General features: G+C 63.0%; 20 protein-coding genes. 6 read left to right on the top strand and 14 right to left on the bottom strand.

Annotation, left to right across the window (positions count from 1 at the left end; translation table 11 throughout):
• Positions 1–7: 7 nt before the first annotated feature.
• Positions 8–610 carry an HAD family hydrolase gene (locus JOZ06_RS02430; protein WP_293228290.1) on the top strand — a complete coding sequence of 201 codons (603 nt, stop codon included), beginning with the start codon at positions 8–10 and terminating at the stop codon, positions 608–610.
• A 28-nt stretch (positions 611–638) separates the two neighbouring features.
• Here the strand turns inward: JOZ06_RS02430 and JOZ06_RS02435 are convergent, their stop codons facing one another.
• Positions 639–1016 carry an MAPEG family protein gene (locus JOZ06_RS02435; protein WP_293228291.1) on the bottom strand — a complete coding sequence of 126 codons (378 nt, stop codon included), beginning with the start codon at positions 1014–1016 and terminating at the stop codon, positions 639–641.
• 15 nt (positions 1017–1031) lie between these two features.
• Positions 1032–1691: an energy-coupling factor ABC transporter permease gene (locus JOZ06_RS02440; RefSeq protein ID WP_293228292.1), complete on the bottom strand. Its 660-nt coding sequence runs from the start codon at positions 1689–1691 to the stop codon at positions 1032–1034.
• A gap of 110 nt (positions 1692–1801) precedes the next feature.
• Here JOZ06_RS02440 and nadC point away from each other — a divergent pair, with 110 nt between their 5' ends.
• Together nadC and JOZ06_RS02450 are read left to right on the top strand one after the other, a co-directional pair.
• Entirely contained in the window at positions 1802–2644 is an 843-nt protein-coding gene (gene nadC / locus JOZ06_RS02445; protein WP_293228294.1) for a carboxylating nicotinate-nucleotide diphosphorylase, read from the top strand.
• Between the two features lie 58 nt (positions 2645–2702).
• The gene (locus JOZ06_RS02450) at positions 2703–4583 is read left to right on the top strand and encodes a diguanylate cyclase (protein WP_293228296.1); all 1881 of its coding nucleotides are present in this window, start codon (positions 2703–2705) and stop codon (positions 4581–4583) included.
• On the opposite strand, the gene JOZ06_RS02455 is transcribed toward JOZ06_RS02450, so the two are convergent.
• From JOZ06_RS02455 to trxA, 4 genes are all read right to left on the bottom strand, one after another.
• Entirely contained in the window at positions 4569–5177 is a 609-nt protein-coding gene (locus JOZ06_RS02455; RefSeq protein WP_293228297.1) for a CoA pyrophosphatase, read from the bottom strand. The genes JOZ06_RS02450 and JOZ06_RS02455 overlap by 15 nt on opposite strands.
• A 4-nt stretch (positions 5178–5181) precedes the next feature.
• Entirely contained in the window at positions 5182–5799 is a 618-nt protein-coding gene (locus JOZ06_RS02460; protein ID WP_293228299.1) for a trimeric intracellular cation channel family protein, read from the bottom strand.
• A gap of 110 nt (positions 5800–5909) precedes the next feature.
• Positions 5910–7166: a transcription termination factor Rho gene (gene rho, locus JOZ06_RS02465; protein ID WP_293228300.1), complete on the bottom strand. Its 1257-nt coding sequence runs from the start codon at positions 7164–7166 to the stop codon at positions 5910–5912.
• Between the two features lie 113 nt (positions 7167–7279).
• Entirely contained in the window at positions 7280–7606 is a 327-nt protein-coding gene (trxA, locus tag JOZ06_RS02470) for a thioredoxin TrxA (RefSeq protein WP_293228301.1), read from the bottom strand.
• A 192-nt stretch (positions 7607–7798) separates the two neighbouring features.
• Between trxA and fabI the strand changes: the two genes are divergently transcribed.
• The gene (gene fabI / locus JOZ06_RS02475) at positions 7799–8587 is read left to right on the top strand and encodes an enoyl-ACP reductase FabI (RefSeq protein ID WP_293228303.1); all 789 of its coding nucleotides are present in this window, start codon (positions 7799–7801) and stop codon (positions 8585–8587) included.
• Between the two features lie 63 nt (positions 8588–8650).
• On the opposite strand, the gene JOZ06_RS02480 is transcribed toward fabI, so the two are convergent.
• The 7 genes from JOZ06_RS02480 to JOZ06_RS02510 all read right to left on the bottom strand — a co-directional run bounded on the left by JOZ06_RS02480 (position 8651) and on the right by JOZ06_RS02510 (position 15799).
• Entirely contained in the window at positions 8651–10192 is a 1542-nt protein-coding gene (locus JOZ06_RS02480) for a DHA2 family efflux MFS transporter permease subunit (protein ID WP_293228304.1), read from the bottom strand.
• The gene (locus JOZ06_RS02485) at positions 10189–11349 is read right to left on the bottom strand and encodes an efflux RND transporter periplasmic adaptor subunit (protein WP_293228306.1); all 1161 of its coding nucleotides are present in this window, start codon (positions 11347–11349) and stop codon (positions 10189–10191) included. The genes JOZ06_RS02480 and JOZ06_RS02485 overlap by 4 nt, the downstream gene beginning before the upstream one ends.
• The gene (locus JOZ06_RS02490; RefSeq protein WP_293228307.1) at positions 11342–12799 is read right to left on the bottom strand and encodes an efflux transporter outer membrane subunit; all 1458 of its coding nucleotides are present in this window, start codon (positions 12797–12799) and stop codon (positions 11342–11344) included. The genes JOZ06_RS02485 and JOZ06_RS02490 overlap by 8 nt, the downstream gene beginning before the upstream one ends.
• 51 nt (positions 12800–12850) lie before the next feature.
• Positions 12851–13363 carry a MarR family transcriptional regulator gene (locus tag JOZ06_RS02495; RefSeq protein ID WP_293228308.1) on the bottom strand — a complete coding sequence of 171 codons (513 nt, stop codon included), beginning with the start codon at positions 13361–13363 and terminating at the stop codon, positions 12851–12853.
• 52 nt (positions 13364–13415) lie between these two features.
• Positions 13416–13835, bottom strand: a complete 420-nt coding sequence (locus tag JOZ06_RS02500; RefSeq protein WP_293228309.1) for a DUF1810 domain-containing protein — start codon at positions 13833–13835, stop codon at positions 13416–13418.
• A gap of 87 nt (positions 13836–13922) precedes the next feature.
• The gene (tehA, locus tag JOZ06_RS02505; RefSeq protein WP_293228310.1) at positions 13923–14894 is read right to left on the bottom strand and encodes a dicarboxylate transporter/tellurite-resistance protein TehA; all 972 of its coding nucleotides are present in this window, start codon (positions 14892–14894) and stop codon (positions 13923–13925) included.
• A gap of 65 nt (positions 14895–14959) precedes the next feature.
• On the bottom strand, positions 14960–15799 hold the full coding sequence (locus JOZ06_RS02510) for an EamA family transporter (protein WP_293228311.1): 840 nt from the start codon (positions 15797–15799) through the stop codon (positions 14960–14962).
• 204 nt (positions 15800–16003) lie between these two features.
• On the opposite strand from JOZ06_RS02510, the gene JOZ06_RS02515 reads away from it, so the two are divergent.
• Positions 16004–16138 carry a DUF3149 domain-containing protein gene (locus tag JOZ06_RS02515; RefSeq protein WP_293228312.1) on the top strand — a complete coding sequence of 45 codons (135 nt, stop codon included), beginning with the start codon at positions 16004–16006 and terminating at the stop codon, positions 16136–16138.
• Positions 16139–16180: 42 nt separating this feature from the next.
• Here JOZ06_RS02515 and JOZ06_RS02520 read toward each other — a convergent pair whose 3' ends face one another.
• Entirely contained in the window at positions 16181–17338 is a 1158-nt protein-coding gene (locus JOZ06_RS02520; RefSeq protein WP_293228314.1) for an iron-containing alcohol dehydrogenase, read from the bottom strand.
• Between the two features lie 298 nt (positions 17339–17636).
• Here JOZ06_RS02520 and JOZ06_RS02525 point away from each other — a divergent pair, with 298 nt between their 5' ends.
• Positions 17637–18542: an Rpn family recombination-promoting nuclease/putative transposase gene (locus JOZ06_RS02525; RefSeq protein ID WP_293228316.1), complete on the top strand. Its 906-nt coding sequence runs from the start codon at positions 17637–17639 to the stop codon at positions 18540–18542.
• Positions 18543–18578: the final 36 nt, after the last annotated feature.

Consider the following 18578-nt stretch of genomic DNA (forward strand, 5'->3'; position numbering starts at 1 on the left):
GAATCTCATGCAAGTCGAAGTCTTGCTGTTCGATCTGGGCGGCGTACTGGTGGAATGGGACGGCACGTCGCCATTGGTCGAACACAGCGGCGGGCGCATCGATCGCGAAACGGCGCGGCGGTTCTGGTTGACGTCGCCATGGGTGGGCAAACAGGATCTGGGGCTGTGCACGGTCGAGGAATTCGCCGATGGCGCCATCGCCGAGCTCGATCTCGATTTCACCCGCGAAGCGTTTATCGCCGCCTACCTGAGCTGGGTCAAGGGGGTCTTCCCCGGCACACACGCGCTCTTGGACCGGCTCAAAGGCCGCTATCGCCTGGCGACGCTGACCAACAACAACGCCGCCCATTTCGAGCGCATCGCACGCGACCTCGACCTGGGACAATATTTCGACCCGGTGTTCGCCTCGCACGAAATCCACCTGAAAAAGCCCGATCCGGAGATTTACCGGCACGTGACCGACGCGCTGGGCGTGCCGCCCGAGCGCATTGCCTTCTTCGACGACAACATCGAGTGCGTACTGCCCGCGCGCGCCATCGGCTGGCGGGCGTTTCATACCGTGGGTCTCGCACAAGTCGAGCAGGCGCTGCATTCGCTGGGCGCGCTGTAGGGGCTCGTTGCAACCAGCTCCGTGCGCGTCAGCGCATGCCGGCCATCACGAACAGGTAGACCACGCACCCGACTCCGATCGCCCAGCACAGCGAGCGCGGCGTCGACAGATTAGCCACATAGCACAGGCCATGCGCCACGCGCGCGAGCAGGAACACCCCGGCGGCGGCGTTAAGCAGGGCCGGCGGCACCTTCATGACGTACGCCACGATCACCGCCGCCGCGTACGGCGCAAAGGCTTCCCAGGCGTTTTGTTGCGCCCAGTTGGCGCGTTGGCGATAGCCGGTGGCCTGCGCCAGGGTGTCGCGCGGGCGGCTATTGTCGTAAGGCGCGCCGAATTTGGCGACCCCGACCCAGACCAACGGCAGAAAAGCGGCAATCAGGATACTCCATAGCGCGAAAGGCATCGGTTTTCTCCCCCCTCAATTCTTCAAATAGCGCGCATCATCGAAACTCGCCACCCAACGCGGCCGGTAGACGATCAGGATCGCCATCAGCAAGCCCGTCAGGAACGCCTCCGACCAGGCCAGCAGCAGATAGTACGGCAGCGCCTCGCTCAACAAGCCGTCCCAGGCATAAACGCCGAACGCCCCCAGCACCGCCACCCCCGCCAACCCCGCGGCCGCCATGGCAAGCCCTCCGGTCAGGAAGGCGTTCAGGAACAGATAGACAAAGTAATTGCAAGGCAGCCGGCGCTGGATCAACCGCAACGAGGCCCAAGTCAATGCCACCGGCAGCACGCCGCTGGTCAGCCAATCAAGACCGAGCGGCTGCCAAGCGCCGCCCGCCATCAAACACGCCACGGCAATCACCAGCGCGGCGGCGAGCATCGCCAACGCCGGCCCCATCATCAGGGTCAGCACCGTCATGCCGAGCAAATGGTAACTGAGCCCGGGCCGCGCATCGTATTTCAGCGTCCACAGCACCATTGCCGCCACGCAGGCGCCGAGCCAAGCATTGATTTGCGCCGCGGTCAATTGGCGCCAGGGGAAACGCCATGCCGCCACGCAAAGCGCCGCCAGCGTAGCGAAGTCCAACACCAGCAAAAACGGCAAGGGAAACAGGCCGGCCGGGAAATTCATGGGTTCACCATGACAATCGAATGACCGATGATAACCGATTTGCCATAACCCGCGCGTCCATCATGGCGCCGCATTGGGTACAATGCGCTCTTTGCCTCACAGGATATGCCATGATCACGCCGCCCCCCCCGCATCGAATCGCTCAGGACGTTAGCCGCGCGCTGGCAGAGGATATCGGCGCCGCCGACTGGACCGCGGCGCTGATCGCCGCCGACGCGCTCGGCACCGCCACGGTGATCGCGCGCGAAGCGGCCGTGCTGTGCGGCACACCCTGGTTTGCCGAATGCTTTCGCCAAGTCGATCCCGCGGTGGAGATCGCTTGGCTCGCGCGTGAGGGCGAACGCGTCGCACCCGGCCAAGTACTGTGCCGCCTGAGCGGGCCTGCGCGCGCGCTGCTGACGGGCGAGCGCACCGGCCTCAATTTTCTACAAACACTGTCGGCCGTGGCTACGGTCACCTGTCAATACGTCGACGCCGTCGCCGGCACGCGCGCACGCATCCTTGATACGCGAAAAACCCTGCCTGGCCTACGTTTGGCACAGAAATACGCCGTCACGGTCGGCGGTGGCGACAATCAGCGCATTGGCCTCTTCGACGGCATTCTGATCAAGGAAAACCACATCATGGCGGCCGGTGGCGTGGCCGAGGCGCTCGCCGCCGCGACACGACTGGCGCCGGCGCACGTTACCGTGCAGATCGAAGTCGAAACGCTGGACCAACTGCGCCAGGCGCTGGCCGCTGGCGCGCGGCTGGTGCTGCTCGACAACATGGACAATGCCACCATGCGAGAGGCGGTGAATTTGGCCGCCGGCCGCGCCGAACTGGAGGCCTCTGGCGGCGTGGCGCTCGAGGCGGTGCGCGCCATCGCCGAAACCGGCGTCGACCGCATTTCCATCGGCAAACTGACCAAGGATATCCGTGCCGTCGACTTGTCGATGCGCTTCCAATCCTAGGACCCTCTCCCAGGCCGATGGTATAAACTGAAGGGGTCATTAAGAAGAACGGCCTACCATGGACTCGGGCGGCATTCGCGCATTCAAGAGCGCCTTGGGCGTTCGGCTCGCCAGTATCGCCTTGCTGCTGGCGTTTTTGGCGCTTCTGACCTTCGATTTGGCGCGAGACCGGGCCGCGCGCGAACGGGAGTCCGAGCAGCGCGTCGCCGCCGCCAGCCAATATCTCGCCAATCAGCTAAGCGACACCCTGCGCGACATCGACTTGGTGTTCGACGCGCTCGGCGACAATCCGCTGGTTGCCGCCCATTTGAACAATCAGCCGCTGTCCCAGCGCGAGCGCGACCAACTGCGCCATTTCGTCAGCACCAGCATTGAGCGCATCGCCTATCTGTCGCAGATCCGCATCGTCGACTTTCACTGCGCGCCGGCGTTCAGCAGCCAAAGCGGGAGGCGCAAATCCCTTCCGGACGATCTGTGCGCCTGGATGCACGAGGAGGGCCGCCGCAACGATATTTTCTTTACCGCCTCGGCCGGCGCGGGCGGCAACGACGAGATCCTTCATGCCGCGCGGTTGTACGATGCCCAGCATAACGTCATCGGCATGGCCGTGGCGGAGCTGGCGGAAAGCAGCATGCAATCGATGTTCGCCAACGCCGCCGCCGGCGAGCGCGGCGAGGTCCTGATTTTTGATCGCTTCCGACACCAGGCCGCCGCCTGGCCGGCCAGGGACAGCGCCGACGCGCAGCCGGCGGCCGCGCCGCGCCAAATGCTCTGGCAGGAAGACAAACATCAGATCTATCGTGCCGGCGCGAGCAGCGGCCGCACGCCACTGCTCTATAGCGAACGGCAATTGGACAATTATCCGCTGACCGTGGCGGTCGGGCGGGACACGAGCGCGGACCGCGCCGCCTTCTATTGGCAGCTGGGCAGCGACGTATTGGTTTGGCTTCTCTTGGCGGTGCTGGTGCGCTGGGGAGCGCGCCAGCAGGTACAGCACCTATGTGTCGGCGAGCGGCTGCTCGCTTGCAGCGAGGCGCTCCACGACAGCGAGCAGCGCTGGCGCGGCCTCCTTGCGGCGGTGCCGCTCGGCATCGTGCTGGTGGATACCGAGAGCGAGCACGTGCACTTCGCCAACCCGGCGGCACGCGCCCTGCTCGACTGGGGAAACCCGGATGACGATTGGCGCGCGGGCGGCACCGACGACCCGCTGCCGCGCTTTCAGCTGCACCCGGTGATTGAATGGCTGCGCCAAGGCCACTTGGCTCACGATCAAGACATCGAGATCGAACGCGACACGCAGACGCGGCTATGGGTCAGGATCAGCATGCACAATCTGCGGGTAGAAGGGCGCACGCAGTGCATGATCACGCTAACGGACCGCTCCGAACACTATCGCCTGGCCGAGCGCCTCGCCGATCATCAGCAGCAGCTCGACGCCATGGCGCGCACCGACATGCTGACCCGCTTGGCCAACCGTAAGTCGGCGGAACAGGCTTTGAGCGGGGAAATTCATCGCAGCCAACGCTACGATCTGCCGTTATCGCTGGCGTGCTTCGACATCGATCATTTCCACGACTTCAACGAACGCTACGGTCGCCAGGCCGGCGACAACGTCTTGATCGCGGTGGCTAACACGCTGGTCGATTGCACACGCGCCACCGATGTTTGCGCGCGCATCGCCGACGAGGAGTTCATGGTGGTGTTCACCAATACGTCGATCGACTACGCCTATCAGGTTGTGGAGCGGATTCGTTGCAAGGTAGCGGCCACGATTTTTCCGTTTGCCGAACATAACGTCACCTTCAGCGGCGGCATCACCTGCTGGCGATTGGGAGACTCGGCGGAAGCGTTGGCGCAGCGGGCGGAAAATCTGATGAACGACGCCAAGCATGCCGGCGGCAATCAACTGATGTGCGACGAAACATTAGGGCCCCTCTGACAGGGTCAGCGCCAGCAGGTGCAGCATGGCGGCGGTCGCCCCCCAGATGAAATGCTCCTGCCAACTAAGAGACAGATAGAAACCCTTCACGCCGTCGCGCTCATAAGCGTGACGCCGATACAAATCGGCGCGCAGCACATGCGCGAGCGGCACCTCGAAAATAGCGGCCACTTCGCCCGGGTGCGGCGTCAAGACCGGCGGCGCGTCGAGCATGCCCACCACCGGCACCACCGAGAAACGCGTGATGGTGACAAACCGCGGCAACGTGCCCAGCACCCGCACCAGCGCACGGTCGAGGCCGATTTCCTCCTCGGCCTCGCGTAGCGCGGTGTCGATGGGTCCCTGGTCCTGCGCCTCCTGCTTGCCGCCGGGGAAACTGACCTGGCCGGCATGCGTGGGCAGATCGTCGCTACGGCGCGTCAACAGCACCGTCGGCCCCTCGGGCCGCCAAACAAGGCCAATCAATACCGCGGCGGGACTCGCCGATTCGAACGCATGCCGCGGCGGCATGGCGTCGTGCCAGCGATCATCCGGCCCGCGCGCGAGCCGATCCGCGATCCATTCGGACGCGGCCGCCCGGTTAGTCGGCAACATCGTATTATTCCTTGTCTCCACCCATCCCGATCTTCGGCAGGGTCATATCGCGCCAATGGCCGATCAGGCGAATGGCCAGACCAATGCCAAAGAGCAATTGCAAACTCAAATAGTTGACATACACCAGCTGATCCAGCACGAACAGTCCGCCGGCAACCAGGATCGACACGGTGCCATAAAAATCTTCGTGCAGGATGAACGGAATGTCGTTCACCATCATATCGCGCACCACCCCGCCGCCGACGGCGGTGATGAAGCCGAGCAGCACCACGCCGAAGGCGTTGAGGTCGTACATCAGGCCGACCTGGGCGCCGGTGATGCTGAACGCCACGAGCCCCAGCGAGTCGGCGACGATAAAAGCGCGGTAAAACGTCTGGCTCTCGCGCTTGTGCAATCCGGTCAGCCAGGACAGCAGCAGCGTGATGGCAATGATGACGACGTTGGTATAATCGTAGAACACCAACGGCACGCGGTGAACCAGCACGTCGCGCATGATCCCGCCGCCGATGCCGGTCAAGAGCGCGACAATCAGGATGCCCAACAGATCCAGGCGTTTTTTCACGCCCACCAGGTAACCGGAAAAGGCAAAGGCCACGGTGCCGATGGCCGAGATCCATTCCATTAAATTCAAACGGCTTGCTGTATCCATTTTTCTAATTTGATTTGAGCTGTGCAACGAACATGAAAAAACGCCAGGTGTCGACCTGGCGTTGAGGGAAACGCTTGCTTGCCTTAGCGACGCATCGAGTCGAAGAAGGCCGAATTGGATTTGGTGGCGCGGATCTTGTCCTGCAGGAATTCCATCGCATCCAGATCGTCCATCGGGTAGAGCAGCTTGCGCAACACCCAGATCCGCTGCAGGTTTTCCTGCGGGATCAGCAACTCTTCACGCCGCGTGCCAGAACGGTTGATGTTGAGTGCCGGGAAAATCCGCTTTTCCGCCATGCGACGGTCAAGGTGGATTTCCATGTTGCCGGTGCCCTTGAATTCTTCATAGATCACATCGTCCATGCGCGAGCCGGTATCGATCAAGGCGGTGGCGATGATGGTCAGCGAGCCGCCCTCTTCGATGTTGCGCGCCGCGCCGAAGAAGCGCTTCGGGCGTTGCAGCGCGTTGGCGTCGACACCGCCGGTCAGCACCTTGCCGGAGGCCGGCACCACGGTGTTGTAGGCACGCGCCAGACGGGTGATGGAGTCAAGCAGGATCACCACGTCCTTCTTGTGCTCGACCAGGCGCTTGGCCTTCTCGATCACCATTTCCGCTACTTGCACGTGACGGGTGGCCGGTTCGTCGAAGGTCGACGACACCACTTCGCCACGCACCGAGCGTTGCATTTCGGTCACTTCTTCCGGGCGCTCGTCGATCAAGAGCACGATCAGCTCGACTTCCGGGTGATTGGACGTGATCGCGTGCGCGATATGCTGCAGCATCACCGTCTTGCCCGACTTGGGCGGCGCAACCAGCAAGCCGCGCTGGCCTTTGCCGATCGGCGCGATCAGGTCGATGATCCGCCCGGTGATGTTTTCCTCGGCGCGGATCTCGCGTTCCAGATGCAGCGCTTCGGTCGGAAACAGCGGCGTCAGGTTTTCGAACAGAATCTTGTGCTTGGAATTTTCCGGCGCGTCATGGTTGACTTTGTCGACCTTCACCAGGGCGAAATAACGCTCGCCGTCCTTCGGCGTGCGGATCTCGCCCTCGATCGAATCGCCGGTGTGCAGATTGAAGCGGCGGATCTGGCTTGGGCTGACGTAGATATCGTCGGGGCCGGCCAAGTACGACGTATCGGGGCTACGCAGGAAGCCGAAGCCGTCGGGCAGCACTTCCAACGTTCCTTCGCCGTAGATGCTTTCGCCCTTTTTGGCCTGGTTTTTCAAAAGCGCGAAGATCAAATCTTGCTTGCGCAGCCGGTTGGCACCGTCGATCTCGTTGGCAATAGCCATCTCGACGAGCTGGGTAACTGGAAGATGTTTCAGATCAGATAAATGCATAGCAGCCGGTTTCGACTCGAATACGATTGGCGAGGGAGATTGTGATGTGGAAGCAGATACGACACGGGCGACTTCCGCCGCCCGCTTAAAGAATTCAGCCGAGAATAAACACTTTAAATGTGACTGTCAACAAAAGACGTCAATTGCCCTTTGGCCAGTGCGCCGACCTTGGTCGCCACCACGTTGCCGTCCTTGAACAGCATCAGCGTCGGGATGCCGCGAATGCCGTATTTCGGCGGCGTCTGCTCGTTTTGATCGATATTGAGCTTGACCACTTTCAGCCGGCCGTCGTACTCCTTGGCCACGTCCTCCAGGATCGGCGCAATCATCTTACATGGGCCGCACCACTCGGCCCAGTAGTCGACCAGCACCGGCAGATCGGCCTTCAGGACATCTTGTTCGAAAGAGTTGTCGGTCACGTGCAGAATCAGATCACTCATGGTTTGGCTCTCTACTTATGTCTATTTGATGCAGAAATGGTAGCAAGCCAACCCGGAGGGGGCAACCCTGGCCGCAGTATGGCCGAATACCATGCAAGATAGATTTTTTCGGCTGTCCTACAATTTGGCCGCTGCCCTTCAGGCGGCGCTTAGGTATAATGGCACGCTACATTTAGCTAATAAGGACTGACGATGGGTTTTCTGCAAGGAAAGAAAATTCTGATCACTGGCATGATCTCCAACCGATCCATCGCCTATGGTATCGCCCAGGCCTGTCATCGTGAAGGCGCCGAGCTGGCCTTTACCTATGTCGTCGACAAGCTGGAAGAACGCGTGCGCGACATGGCCGCCGAATTCGGCAGCAAGCAGGTTTACCGTTGCGACGTGCAAAACGACGCCGAGATCACGCAGCTGTTCGTCGATCTGAACAAAGATTGGGACGGCCTGGACGGCCTGGTGCACGCCATCGCCTTCGCGCCGCGCGAAGCGCTCGACGGCGACTTCCTCGACGCGCTGACGCGCGAGGCGTTCCAGATTTCGCATGACGTTTCCGCCTACAGTTTCCCGGCGCTGGCCAAGGCGGCGCGTCCGATGATGCAGGGCCGCAAGGCGGCGCTGTTGACGCTGTCCTACCTCGGCGCGGTGCGCGCCATCCCCAACTACAACGTGATGGGTCTGGCCAAGGCCAGCCTGGAAGCCGCCGTGCGTTTCATGGCGAGCGCGCTCGGCCGCGACGGCATTCGCGTCAACGGCATCTCCGCCGGCCCGATCAAAACGCTGGCCGCCTCGGGCATCCGCGATTTCTCCAAGCTCTTGCACCACGTCGCGCAGGAATCGTCGCTGCGCCGCAACGTGACCACCGAGGAGGTCGGCAATGCCGCCGCCTTCCTGCTGTCGGACCTGGCCTCGGGCATCACCGGTGAAATCACGTACGTCGACGCCGGCTACAATATCAACGCGCTCAACGTGCACGAAGACTGATCCGTCTTACCGTCGCAAAAAAGACTCGGCCCATGGCCGAGTCTTTTTTTATGCCCGCGCGGATCAGTGCCCGCCGGCGCCGGAAGGCGCGCCGAACGGCGGCCGCGTCTGCCAAATCACTGCGATCAGGCAGAAGAACAGGACGGCGATGCCCCAGAACAGCTCGCTGGTGGCGAACATGGCGCTCTGCTGATGCACGAGGTTGCCGATGTAGCGCCAAGCGCCATCGCCCTGTATCCCCGCCACCTGCCCCAGCTGCGACAGATAATGGTCGGCCTCGACGCTGTTGGGCGTGATGTTCTCCCATAGCCGCACCTCGTGCATCTGCGTTCGATGGTCCCACAGGGTGATGACGATGGAGGTGCCGATGCTGCCCGACAAGGAGCGGAAGAAATTGGACAACCCCGAGGCCGCCGCCAAGCGCCGCGGCTCGATGCCCGACAGGATGATCTGGTTGATCGGCACGAAGAAACAGGCGGTCGCCACCCCCTGCACCAGCCGCGGCAACATCAGTTCGCCGATCGACACGTCCAAGGTCATGCGCGAGAACCACCAGGTGGTCCAGGCGAACACCACAAACGCCAGCGTCGAGAACACGCGCAGATCGAGGCGGTGCATGAAGCGCCCCAACAGCGGCGAACACACCAGCGCCAGAATGCCGACCGGCGCCGTGGCGACCCCGGCCCAGGTCGAGGTATAGCCCATCACCGTCTGCAGCCATAACGGCAACAGCACCGTCATGCCGAAGAAGCTCATGAAGCCCAGCGCCAGCGACAGCACGCCGAAACGGAAATTGCGGTATTTGAACAGCGTCAGGTCCACCAGCGGATGCGCGTCGTCCAATTCCCAGATCACCAGGAAGGTCAGCGCGACAATCGCCAGGACGCTCAAGGTGGTGATGACGTTGGAGTTGAACCAATCGAGGTCGTTGCCGTTGTCCAGCATCAGCTGCAGGCTGCCGACGCCGACCACCAGCAGTACCAGCCCCACCGCGTCGAACGGCACCTTGACCGTCGGGGTGTCGTGCTTGTGCAGCAACGTCCACGTGGTCATGGCGGCGAACACGCCGACCGGCGCGTTGATATAGAAGATCCACGGCCAGCTCAGATTATCGGTGATATAGCCGCCCAACAGCGGGCCGAAGATCGGCGCCACCACCACGGTCATCGACCACAACGCCATGGCCATGCCGCGTTTCTGCGGCGGATAGTTGGACAACAGCAGCGTCTGCGACAGCGGCACCATCGGCCCGGACACAAGCCCCTGTAAAAAGCGGAATCCCACCAGCATCGGCAGGCTGGTGGCGAAGCCGCACAAGGCGGACGCCAGCGTGAACAGCACCACCGCCGTGACGAAGGTGCGCACCTCGCCGTAGCGGCGCGCGATCCAGCCGGTAATCGGCACCACGATCGCCGCGGCCAAGCTATAGGACGTAATCACCCAGGTGCCGTCGCTGGCGCTGGCGCCCAGGTTGCCGGCGATGGTCGGCACCGCCACGTTGGCGATCGAGGTATCCAGTACCTCCATGAAGGTTCCCAAGGACATCGCCACCGTGAGCAGCGCGAGCCCCCCCGGCGTCAAGCGATGGGCGGCGAGTTCTGTCATGGCGCGCTCCCTGCCTCGCGCGCCACGATAGCGTCGGCCTGATGCTCGGCGGTCGCCAGTTGCGCAGCGAACACCGGCGTGCTCAAGACCACGTTAGGCAGCGGCAGCGCCGCGTCAACACGGCCGTCGCGATGGTGCGTATCGACTTCGACCTCCGCCGACAAGCCGACCCGTAGCGGATGGGCGGCGAGCTCGCGCGGATCGAGCGCCACACGCACCGGCACCCGCTGCACCACCTTGATCCAGTTGCCGGTGGCGTTTTGCGCCGGCAAGAGCGAGAAGGCGCCGCCGGACCCCGCCGACATGCTCGCCACCGTGCCGTGATAGGTCACGCGACCGCCATACAGATCGACGTTCACCGACACCGGTTGACCGACGCGGATATTGTGCAATTGCGGTTCCTTGAAATTGGCGTCGATCCAGGCCGCCTGCAGCGGCACCACCGCCATCAGCGCGCTGCCGGGCGCCACCCGTTGCCCGACCTGCACGCTGCGCCGGGCCACATAGCCGTCAACCGGGGCGGGAATCTGATTGCGCAGCACGTTGAGCGTCGCCTGAATATAGGCGGCGCGCGCGCGCATCACGCTAGGGTGCTGGCGCAAGACGGCCCCGGCAACTGCCGCGCGCGCCTGATCCAGCTGACGCTCGGCCACCAGCAGGGCATTCTGGTCGCTCTGGACGGCATCGCGAGCATGGGCCAGCTCCTCCTGCGATACCGACTCCCCCACCGGCAAGGCTTGGCGGCGCGAGAGGTCGCCCTGCGCCCGCGTCAGATCGCTCTGGCGTTGGGCCACGGTCGCCTCGGCGGCCGCCACCGCCACATAGGCGCCGCGCACTTGGCGCACGGTTTCGCCCAGTTGCGCTGCGCTCAGCGCTTGGGCCGTCTGCGCGTCGGCGCCGTCGAGCGTGACCAGCGGCTGGCCGGCGCGCACCGGCTGATTGTCGTCCGCGCCGAGCGCGGTGACGGTGCCGGTGACCTGGGTGTTGACGTACACCATGTTGGCATTGACGTAGGCGTCGTCGGTGCTTTCGGCGTATTGGCCAAACAGCAGATACCAACCGCCATAGCCGAGGCCGATGGCCCCGAACACGGCGGCGGCGATGGTCAGCTTACGTCGACGGTTGTTGCCGTCCGGCTGCGAAATGGCTTCACTCATGGTTCTTTGCTCCTTCTCGTTGGACGGCGGCCATGCTGTCGCGGTCGTAGCCGCCACCCAAGGCACGACTCAGGTCGATCTGAGCCATCAGCGTTTGTTCCTGTCGATCGATATCCTCAATGCGCACGTTGAGCCAAGCCAAACGAGCTTGCTGCACGTCGCGCTGGTCGGCGAGCCCCGCCGCCTGGCGCGCCATCGCGTTGACGACGTTGCGCTCGCGCGCCGCCAGTTGATGACGCAGCGCCGGCCATTGATCCTGACTGCCCTGCAAACGCAGCATGGCGTCGTTCACTTCCTTGACGGCATCGGTCACGGCCTGATCGTAATCGGCCACGGCCAGGGCGGCGGCGGCGCGCTGGCTATCCAGCATCGAGCGCAACCGGCCGGCATCGAACAGCGGCAAATGCAGCGCCGGCGTCACCGCCTGCTCGCGGCTCGCGCTATGCAGCAGCGTGTCCATTTGCAAACTGTTCAAGCCGATGAACGCGCTTAGACTAAAATCCGGATAGAACGCGGCGCGCGCCGAATCCACATCGGCCAGCGCGGCCTCGACACGGTCACGGGCCGCCACGACGTCCGGCCGCCACGCCAGCCGGTCAAGCGACAAGCCGCCGGGCAAGCGGATCTCGTCGGCGGGCAAGGCTTGCGCCTGCAATACCGGCAGCGGCGTTTCCGGCCCCAAGAGCGCGTGCAATTGGTTTTGCAGCAACAGCGTCCGCGTTCGTAGCGCCACGAGATTCTGCCGTGGCGCCTCGGCGTTGGCGTACAGCGGCTGAACGTCGTCTTGGCTGGCGATGCCGGTGCCGGCCCGCGCCGCAGTCACCGCCAAGAGGCGCTGTTGAGCCGTGGCGATGTCCTGGGTCAGCGCCAGCCGCTGTTGAGCCGCCTGCCACTGGAAGTAAACCGTGGCCACGCTGGCTGACAAGGTAAGTGCCGCCGCAGCGCCATCGGCACGCGCCGCAGCCTCGCGGCCGAGCGCGCCTTCCAGCGCCTTGCGATGGCGGCCCCAGAAGTCGAAATCGTAGGCGAAGTCCAGGTGCAGCAGGCCGCTGTTGCGGTAATTGCCGGCCACCGGCGGCGGATAGATCGACGTCTGACTATATAGCTGGCGCGAGGCGCTCGCGTTGGCCGACAGGCTGGCGCCCCCCTCGGCGTCGGCTTCGCCTGCCGCGGCCCGCGCCGCGCGCACGCGAGCCTCTGCGCGGGCCATGCTGGGCGAACCCTCTAGTGCCTGAGCGATCAAGCGATCGAGTTGCGCATCGTGATAGCGCGACCACCAGTCGAGCCGGGGCGCGGCGGCGTCGCCATGCAGCATGAAATCGGCCTGCCCCGCCTGGACGAGACGGGGCGCCGGGTCGGGCGCCGGCAGCGAGGCACAACCGCTGACGCAGAGCAGCGTCAGCACGGCGAGCCAACGGCCACACCATTCATTGATAAATAGATAGTTCATTTTTCAACTATTCACCTAAATAAATTGGCATGGATTTACATGCCAATTGGGTTAAAGCAATGAATCCAGATGACGGTTCAGTCGGCTCAACAGCCGAGCCAGTTGCGTTTTCTCTGCCTGGTCAAAAATCTCGAAAGTCCGCTCGATATGTATCTTGGATTGCGGCTGCAGCGCGGTGATCAGCGCGCGTCCGGCATCGCTGAGCGACAAATTCACCCGCCGACGGTCTTGCGGGTCAGGCAGGCGTTGGATGAATCCCCTTTTCACCAGATCGTCGCAAATGCGCGTCATATTGGCGCGCGTCTCGCCGATCATCGACGCCAGTTCGGACGGGTTGAGACATTGCCGGCTGGTGCCGAGCAACATCATCAAGCCGATATAGCTATTGCTGTTGAGGCCATACGGTTCCAACCGCTGCGACAACATATGCATCAGCTTGGTGGTGCTCAGTCGCAACAGCACGGCGATTTCCTTATCGCCCAACGGCTCGCCGGCAACCAGTTGATGGGCCCGGGCGGCGCTGTCGAGCACCTCGTCTTGAGGCAATGGTGCAATTTGATTCATAAATTAATAGTACATTATTCAATCAAATCACACAAGGTCGCTCTACCACACCTCATCTACCCGCCAACAATCGCAACGTCGCGGCATCGCGCTGCCCCCGATTGCATTGGTCGAGCGCCAGAGAGAAGACTGGAGGCGCGCCTGCCGCCAGACTGAAAAGTGTCATCGAGGAAACAAACTTCAGGTCGTCGGGGTAGCCGAAGCGCTGCGAGAGCGGCATCGGCGCAAGCGACAGCACGGCTTGGGTGCATTCGATCAACCGCGGCCCTAGAACCGGGTGTTGCAGGTAGTCGGAGGCTTCGGCCAGGTCGGCGATGCCATAGAAATCAGCGTGCGCGCTGTGGCCAAGCCCACGCAACTGGGGGAAGACGAACCACATCCAATGGCCCTCTTTGCGGCCACGGGTCAGCTCGGCCAAAGCGCTGGCGTAGACATCACGCTGCGCATCCAGAAACCGCGACAAATCGTTCATGGTCTAGGGCCTGTCTGCAAACTATTTGCGGCTGCGGCCGGTGTCCGCCGGATGCAGCGCGAGGAGTGCGCCCCGCCGCAGTGTCATTCACTGCCAGGGGCAAACGACAAAGCGATGCGCCCATCCGCGGCGAACCGTGCGCGCCAGCGTGCGCATCAGCAGCCAACCGATGAACAGGTTGGCGCCGGCAAACAGCGGCACGGATAGTATGCGCGCCGCGGGAATGCCGGCCAACGCCAGTTTCAAGCCACTGACGGTCGTGGCGGCAACGCCGAAGGTATAGGCCCAATAGGAGGCGGCAAACGGCTGTTCGCCAAGCCAATGGTGCAAGCGCAGCCCCAAGAGCAACTGGAACAGCCCATAGCCCCACAGCATCAGCAGCCAATGGTCGGTCGAGCCCGGCACCAGCATCAGCCAAGCCATGGCGCATACCACCGGCGGCGCGAACTGGATGCCGATCAGCGGACGTTGCGCCGCCGGCAGGCCGCTCGGCTGCCACAGTCGTTGGAAAATCAGAGATTCGATCGCTAGCCAAGAGAAGACGCCGGCGCCTAGAAACAGCCAGCCCCAATCGGGGTGACCCAAGCCGCCCAGTGCCGCCGCGCTGGTGAAATTGCCGGCTACGGTCGGCAAATACAGACTGGGCGTGGTGTCGCGCGTTTCGCGCCCGCCCTGCCACGACCGCCCGGTATGCCACAGCGCGAACATCAGGTGCCAGGCGAGCCCGGCGGCGGCCAACCCCCAGGCCAGCGCGCGCGAATACGGCAGTGCCGCCAGCGACACCAGCAGCGTCGATACCGCCAACAACGCCGGCGTACTGCCCTGTACCGGATGCGCGAACTCGCGCCGCACGACGTCGGGCTGACGCCACGCCTGCGCCAGATAAGCCAGCAACAGCCCGGCCCAGATCAATGCCGCCAAGAGCAGCACGCCCTCGCCGGCTTGCGGCGGTGCGCCCCAGAGTTTGACCGCGATGCGCCAGGCCTGGCCAAGGCCGCACAGCCCGAGCACCATGCCGAAATACGATGCAGAAATCGAAGTGGATACAACCGGTTTCATACTGCCCTCCAACAAGAGGGCGCAGGCTAGCAAATTGGGCGCGCGCGCGCCATTCTCCAGACGAGCTATCGACTCGCGCGCAATGCCACGGCGCCCAGCGCGATCATGCCGATCGACAGCACGCGCTTAGCGCCGGTCCGTTCGCCCAACAGCCGCCAGGACAGCAGCGCGCCAAACAAAATCGAGGTCTCGCGCAACGCCGCCACCAGGGCCACCGGCGCCTGTGTCATCGCCCACAGCACCACGCCATAGGACACCAGCGAGCCCAAGCCGCCGATCAACCCCAAGCGCCAGTGGCGCGCGGCATAATCGCGCAAAGCCGGACCGCGCGTCACCGCCGCCCACCCCAGGAGCGGCAGACCGGTCAACACGAACAGCCACGCGGCATACGCAAGCGGCGCGCCGGATAGGCGCACGCCCATGCCGTCAATCAGGGTATAGCCGGCGATCACCAGCGCATTGGTCAGCGCCGTGGCGAAGCCTCGCCGATCCGCGCCCTTCGGCGTACCGGCAAGCAGGCTCAAAATGCCGGCGGCAATACCGCCAATGCCAAGCCAAGCCGGCAACGGCAACACCTCGCCCAGCCACAACGCCCCCACCAGCGCCACCACGATCGGCGCCGCGCCGCGCATCAACGGGTAGGTCTGGCTCATGTCGGCCAGGTGGTAGGCGCGCGCGAGCAAAACGAAATAAACGATCTGCAACGCCACCGAAATGGCGATGTACGGCCAGCTCGCCTGCGCCGGCGACGGCAAAAACGGCAGCAGCACCGCGCCCAGCAGTCCGACCGATGTCGCCACCAGCACGGTGCTCAGCGGCTTGTCGGCGCCCTGCTTGACGATGGTGTTCCAACTGGCGTGCGACGCGGCGGCCAGCAATACCAGGCAAAAGACGGACAATGACACAGACGCTCCTTCATGGCGTTGACGGCAGTGACAAGCGTATTCAATCTTCGCGCGGCGAATCAACCCCCGTCACTGGTCTTTGGCGACGGCGACACACCCTTGACGTGCATCAATAAACCATACTGATAGCATGGTTATCTTGTCGATCAGCAGCAATGCCATATAGATATTGTGCAAATAATAAATGACAACAGGGAGATGAAAATGCCGTTGATTCAGCAACTTCTGTCTGACGATGTAGGTGTTTTTAGTTTAATCACCATTGTCGTCGCCACGCTGGTGGTGGGCGTATGCGCGACCCTTTTCATCCGCAAATCAAAAGACCCCGATCCGAAGTAAGCCTTCGGCGTCCGGGGTCCGTTTCACCACCGCAAGCGGCGCTCAGCGCGCCGCTTGCAGAATCTGGCGCATCACAGCCGGTGTCACCTCGCCGCGCTCGCCGAGCCGGGTAATGCCGTTCTTCTCCAATTGGCCGACCACGGCATCGATGGCCTCGTCGCCCAAGCCATAAGCGGAGAGCCGCGTCGGCAAGCCCATCTCCTCGAAGAACGCGCGCGTGCGTTCGATCGCCTGATCGATGCGCGCCTCCTCGTCGCCGTCGCGCACGCCCCACACGCGCTCGGCGTATTGCAGCAGCTTGGCGCGCTTGACGCCACGGCGGACGATCAGGTTGGCTGGCAACAAGATCGCCAGCGTGCGCGCATGGTCCATGTCATAGAGCGCGGTCAGCGGATGGCCGATGCCGTGCGTCGACCAGTCGTGCGTCACGCCGGCACCCACCACGCCGTTGAGCGCCATCGTCGCGGCCCACATGAGACTCGCGCGCGCATCGTAATCCTGCGGATTGGCGCGGACTTGCGGCCCTAGCTCGACCAACGTTTGCATCAGCCCTTCGGCCATACGCTCCTGCACCGGGGCGGCATCCGGCACGGTCAAATATTGCTCGGCCACGTGCACGAAAGCGTCGACCACGCCGTTGGCCACTTGGCGCGGCGGCACGGTAAAGGTCTTGACCGGGTCGAGAATGGAGAAGCGCGGAAACAGCAGCGGATTGCGGAACGGCAGCTTGGTCTGGCTCGCGACATGCGTCACCACCCCGGTGGGGTTCATTTCCGAGCCGGTGGCAGCCAGCGTCAACACCGCGCCCAACGGCAATGCCTGGGTGATGGCAGCGCCGCGCGTCTTCAGGATCTGTACCGGATCGCCATCGAAACAGGACGCGGCGGCCACGAACTTGGTACCGTCGACCACCGAGCCGCCACCGACTGCCAGCAAGAAATCCAGACGGTGTTCGCGCACTTTCGCCACTGCGCCCATCAGCGTTTCGAAATGCGGGTTGGGCTCGATGCCGCCGAACTCCAGCACAGTGCGCGGCGCCAGCGCGGCGCGCACCTCGGCCAGCGTACCGGTTTTCTCGGCGCTTTGGCCGCCATAGAGCAGCAACACGCGGGCTTCGGCCGGCACAAGCTCTGACAGTTGACCAATGGTGTCGCGCCCGAACACGATGCGTGTCGGGTTGTAATAGGTGAAGTTAAGCATGCGGACGTCCAAGCGTAGTAAGGGGATATGCTATGATACGCCTCAATTAGACCGGTCGTCTAGGATGATCAAGATTGGCAAATGATGTTATGCGACAATAGTGAAATATCCCGACAGCACAAGTCAATTGCTGGCCCAGTTGGACCTGTCGTGCCGCGAGGTACAACGGCATTCGCGGCAGTTAATCGCATTGCTGTAATGGCGTGAAAAAAGGCGAGGGAGCCCCCGTCCTCGCCCTTCCGCCATACGCGAACCGCGCTGACGTGCCAGCCAAGCCATGGGCCGCTATCATCGGCCCATGCCCATCTCCACCCCACACGACGCCGTCTTCAAACAGTTCCTGACCGACCCGGCCACGGCGCGCGATTTTCTCGACATTCACCTGCCGCCGGCCGTGCATGGCGTATGTGATCTGTCGACGCTTCGACTCGAACCGGGCAGCTTCATCAAGCGTAACCTGCGCGCGCGCCATTCTGACATCCTCTATTCGGTCCAAATGCGCAGCAAACCGGCCTACATCTATTGTCTGATCGAACACCAATCGTCACCCGACAAGTGGATGGCCTTTCGCTTGATGTCCTATTGCCTGGACGCGATGCAAAGCCATCTGCAAAAAGGGTACGACACGCTACCCTTGGTCGTGCCGTTGTTGTTCTATCATGGCGCCACGTCGCCTTACCCCTACAGCACGTGCTGGCTCGATTTGTTTACCGAGCCGGACATGGCCGCCCAGTTGTACGGTCACGCCTTTGCGTTGGTCGACGTGACCGTGATCCCGGACGAGGAAATCCGGGGCCATGGGCGCATGGCACTGCTGGAGCTGGTACAGAAGCATCACCGTCAGCGTGATATGATGGAACTGATCGATGACCTACGATTCTTATTGAGCCTCGGCACGTGTAGCCGAGAGCAATTGGAAAGTTTAATTAATTACATGCTGCTGGCTGGCGATACGACCCAGCCGAACGTCCTGCTGGACGCCCTGGCGCACAGCGCGCCGCAGTACGAGGAGGTTGTCATGACCATTGCGGAAAGACTCCGTGAGGAAGCCCTGCAGGTGGGCCGTCAGGAAGGACGGCAAGAAGGACGGCAAGAAGGACGGCAAGAGGTGGCTCGATCCATGCTCATGAACGGCATCGACCGTGTTGTCGTCATGCAATGCACAGGCCTTTCCGCGCAGGAGCTCGACCAGCTCAAACACTGAGCCTGGCAACTTATTCAATTAGAAAAGCCGCTTCCG

Source organism: Paludibacterium sp. (genome assembly GCF_019232825.1).
Taxonomy (GTDB): domain Bacteria; phylum Pseudomonadota; class Gammaproteobacteria; order Burkholderiales; family Chromobacteriaceae; genus Paludibacterium.

Bases quoted from the DNA above. Each gene is read 5' to 3' on its own strand.
- JOZ06_RS02430 (WP_293228290.1), top strand. From the start codon at position 8: ATGCAAGTCGAAGTCTTGCTGTTCGATCTGGGCGGCGTACTGGTGGAA.
- JOZ06_RS02435 (WP_293228291.1), bottom strand. From the start codon at position 1,016: ATGCCTTTCGCGCTATGGAGTATCCTGATTGCCGCTTTTCTGCCGTTG.
- JOZ06_RS02440 (WP_293228292.1), bottom strand. From the start codon at position 1,691: ATGAATTTCCCGGCCGGCCTGTTTCCCTTGCCGTTTTTGCTGGTGTTG.
- nadC (WP_293228294.1), top strand. From the start codon at position 1,802: ATGATCACGCCGCCCCCCCCGCATCGAATCGCTCAGGACGTTAGCCGC.
- JOZ06_RS02450 (WP_293228296.1), top strand. From the start codon at position 2,703: ATGGACTCGGGCGGCATTCGCGCATTCAAGAGCGCCTTGGGCGTTCGG.
- JOZ06_RS02455 (WP_293228297.1), bottom strand. From the start codon at position 5,177: ATGTTGCCGACTAACCGGGCGGCCGCGTCCGAATGGATCGCGGATCGG.
- JOZ06_RS02460 (WP_293228299.1), bottom strand. From the start codon at position 5,799: ATGGAATGGATCTCGGCCATCGGCACCGTGGCCTTTGCCTTTTCCGGT.
- rho (WP_293228300.1), bottom strand. From the start codon at position 7,166: ATGCATTTATCTGATCTGAAACATCTTCCAGTTACCCAGCTCGTCGAG.
- trxA (WP_293228301.1), bottom strand. From the start codon at position 7,606: ATGAGTGATCTGATTCTGCACGTGACCGACAACTCTTTCGAACAAGAT.
- fabI (WP_293228303.1), top strand. From the start codon at position 7,799: ATGGGTTTTCTGCAAGGAAAGAAAATTCTGATCACTGGCATGATCTCC.
- JOZ06_RS02480 (WP_293228304.1), bottom strand. From the start codon at position 10,192: ATGACAGAACTCGCCGCCCATCGCTTGACGCCGGGGGGGCTCGCGCTG.
- JOZ06_RS02485 (WP_293228306.1), bottom strand. From the start codon at position 11,349: ATGAGTGAAGCCATTTCGCAGCCGGACGGCAACAACCGTCGACGTAAG.
- JOZ06_RS02490 (WP_293228307.1), bottom strand. From the start codon at position 12,799: ATGAACTATCTATTTATCAATGAATGGTGTGGCCGTTGGCTCGCCGTG.
- JOZ06_RS02495 (WP_293228308.1), bottom strand. From the start codon at position 13,363: ATGAATCAAATTGCACCATTGCCTCAAGACGAGGTGCTCGACAGCGCC.
- JOZ06_RS02500 (WP_293228309.1), bottom strand. From the start codon at position 13,835: ATGAACGATTTGTCGCGGTTTCTGGATGCGCAGCGTGATGTCTACGCC.
- tehA (WP_293228310.1), bottom strand. From the start codon at position 14,894: ATGAAACCGGTTGTATCCACTTCGATTTCTGCATCGTATTTCGGCATG.
- JOZ06_RS02515 (WP_293228312.1), top strand. From the start codon at position 16,004: ATGCCGTTGATTCAGCAACTTCTGTCTGACGATGTAGGTGTTTTTAGT.
- JOZ06_RS02520 (WP_293228314.1), bottom strand. From the start codon at position 17,338: ATGCTTAACTTCACCTATTACAACCCGACACGCATCGTGTTCGGGCGC.
- JOZ06_RS02525 (WP_293228316.1), top strand. From the start codon at position 17,637: ATGCCCATCTCCACCCCACACGACGCCGTCTTCAAACAGTTCCTGACC.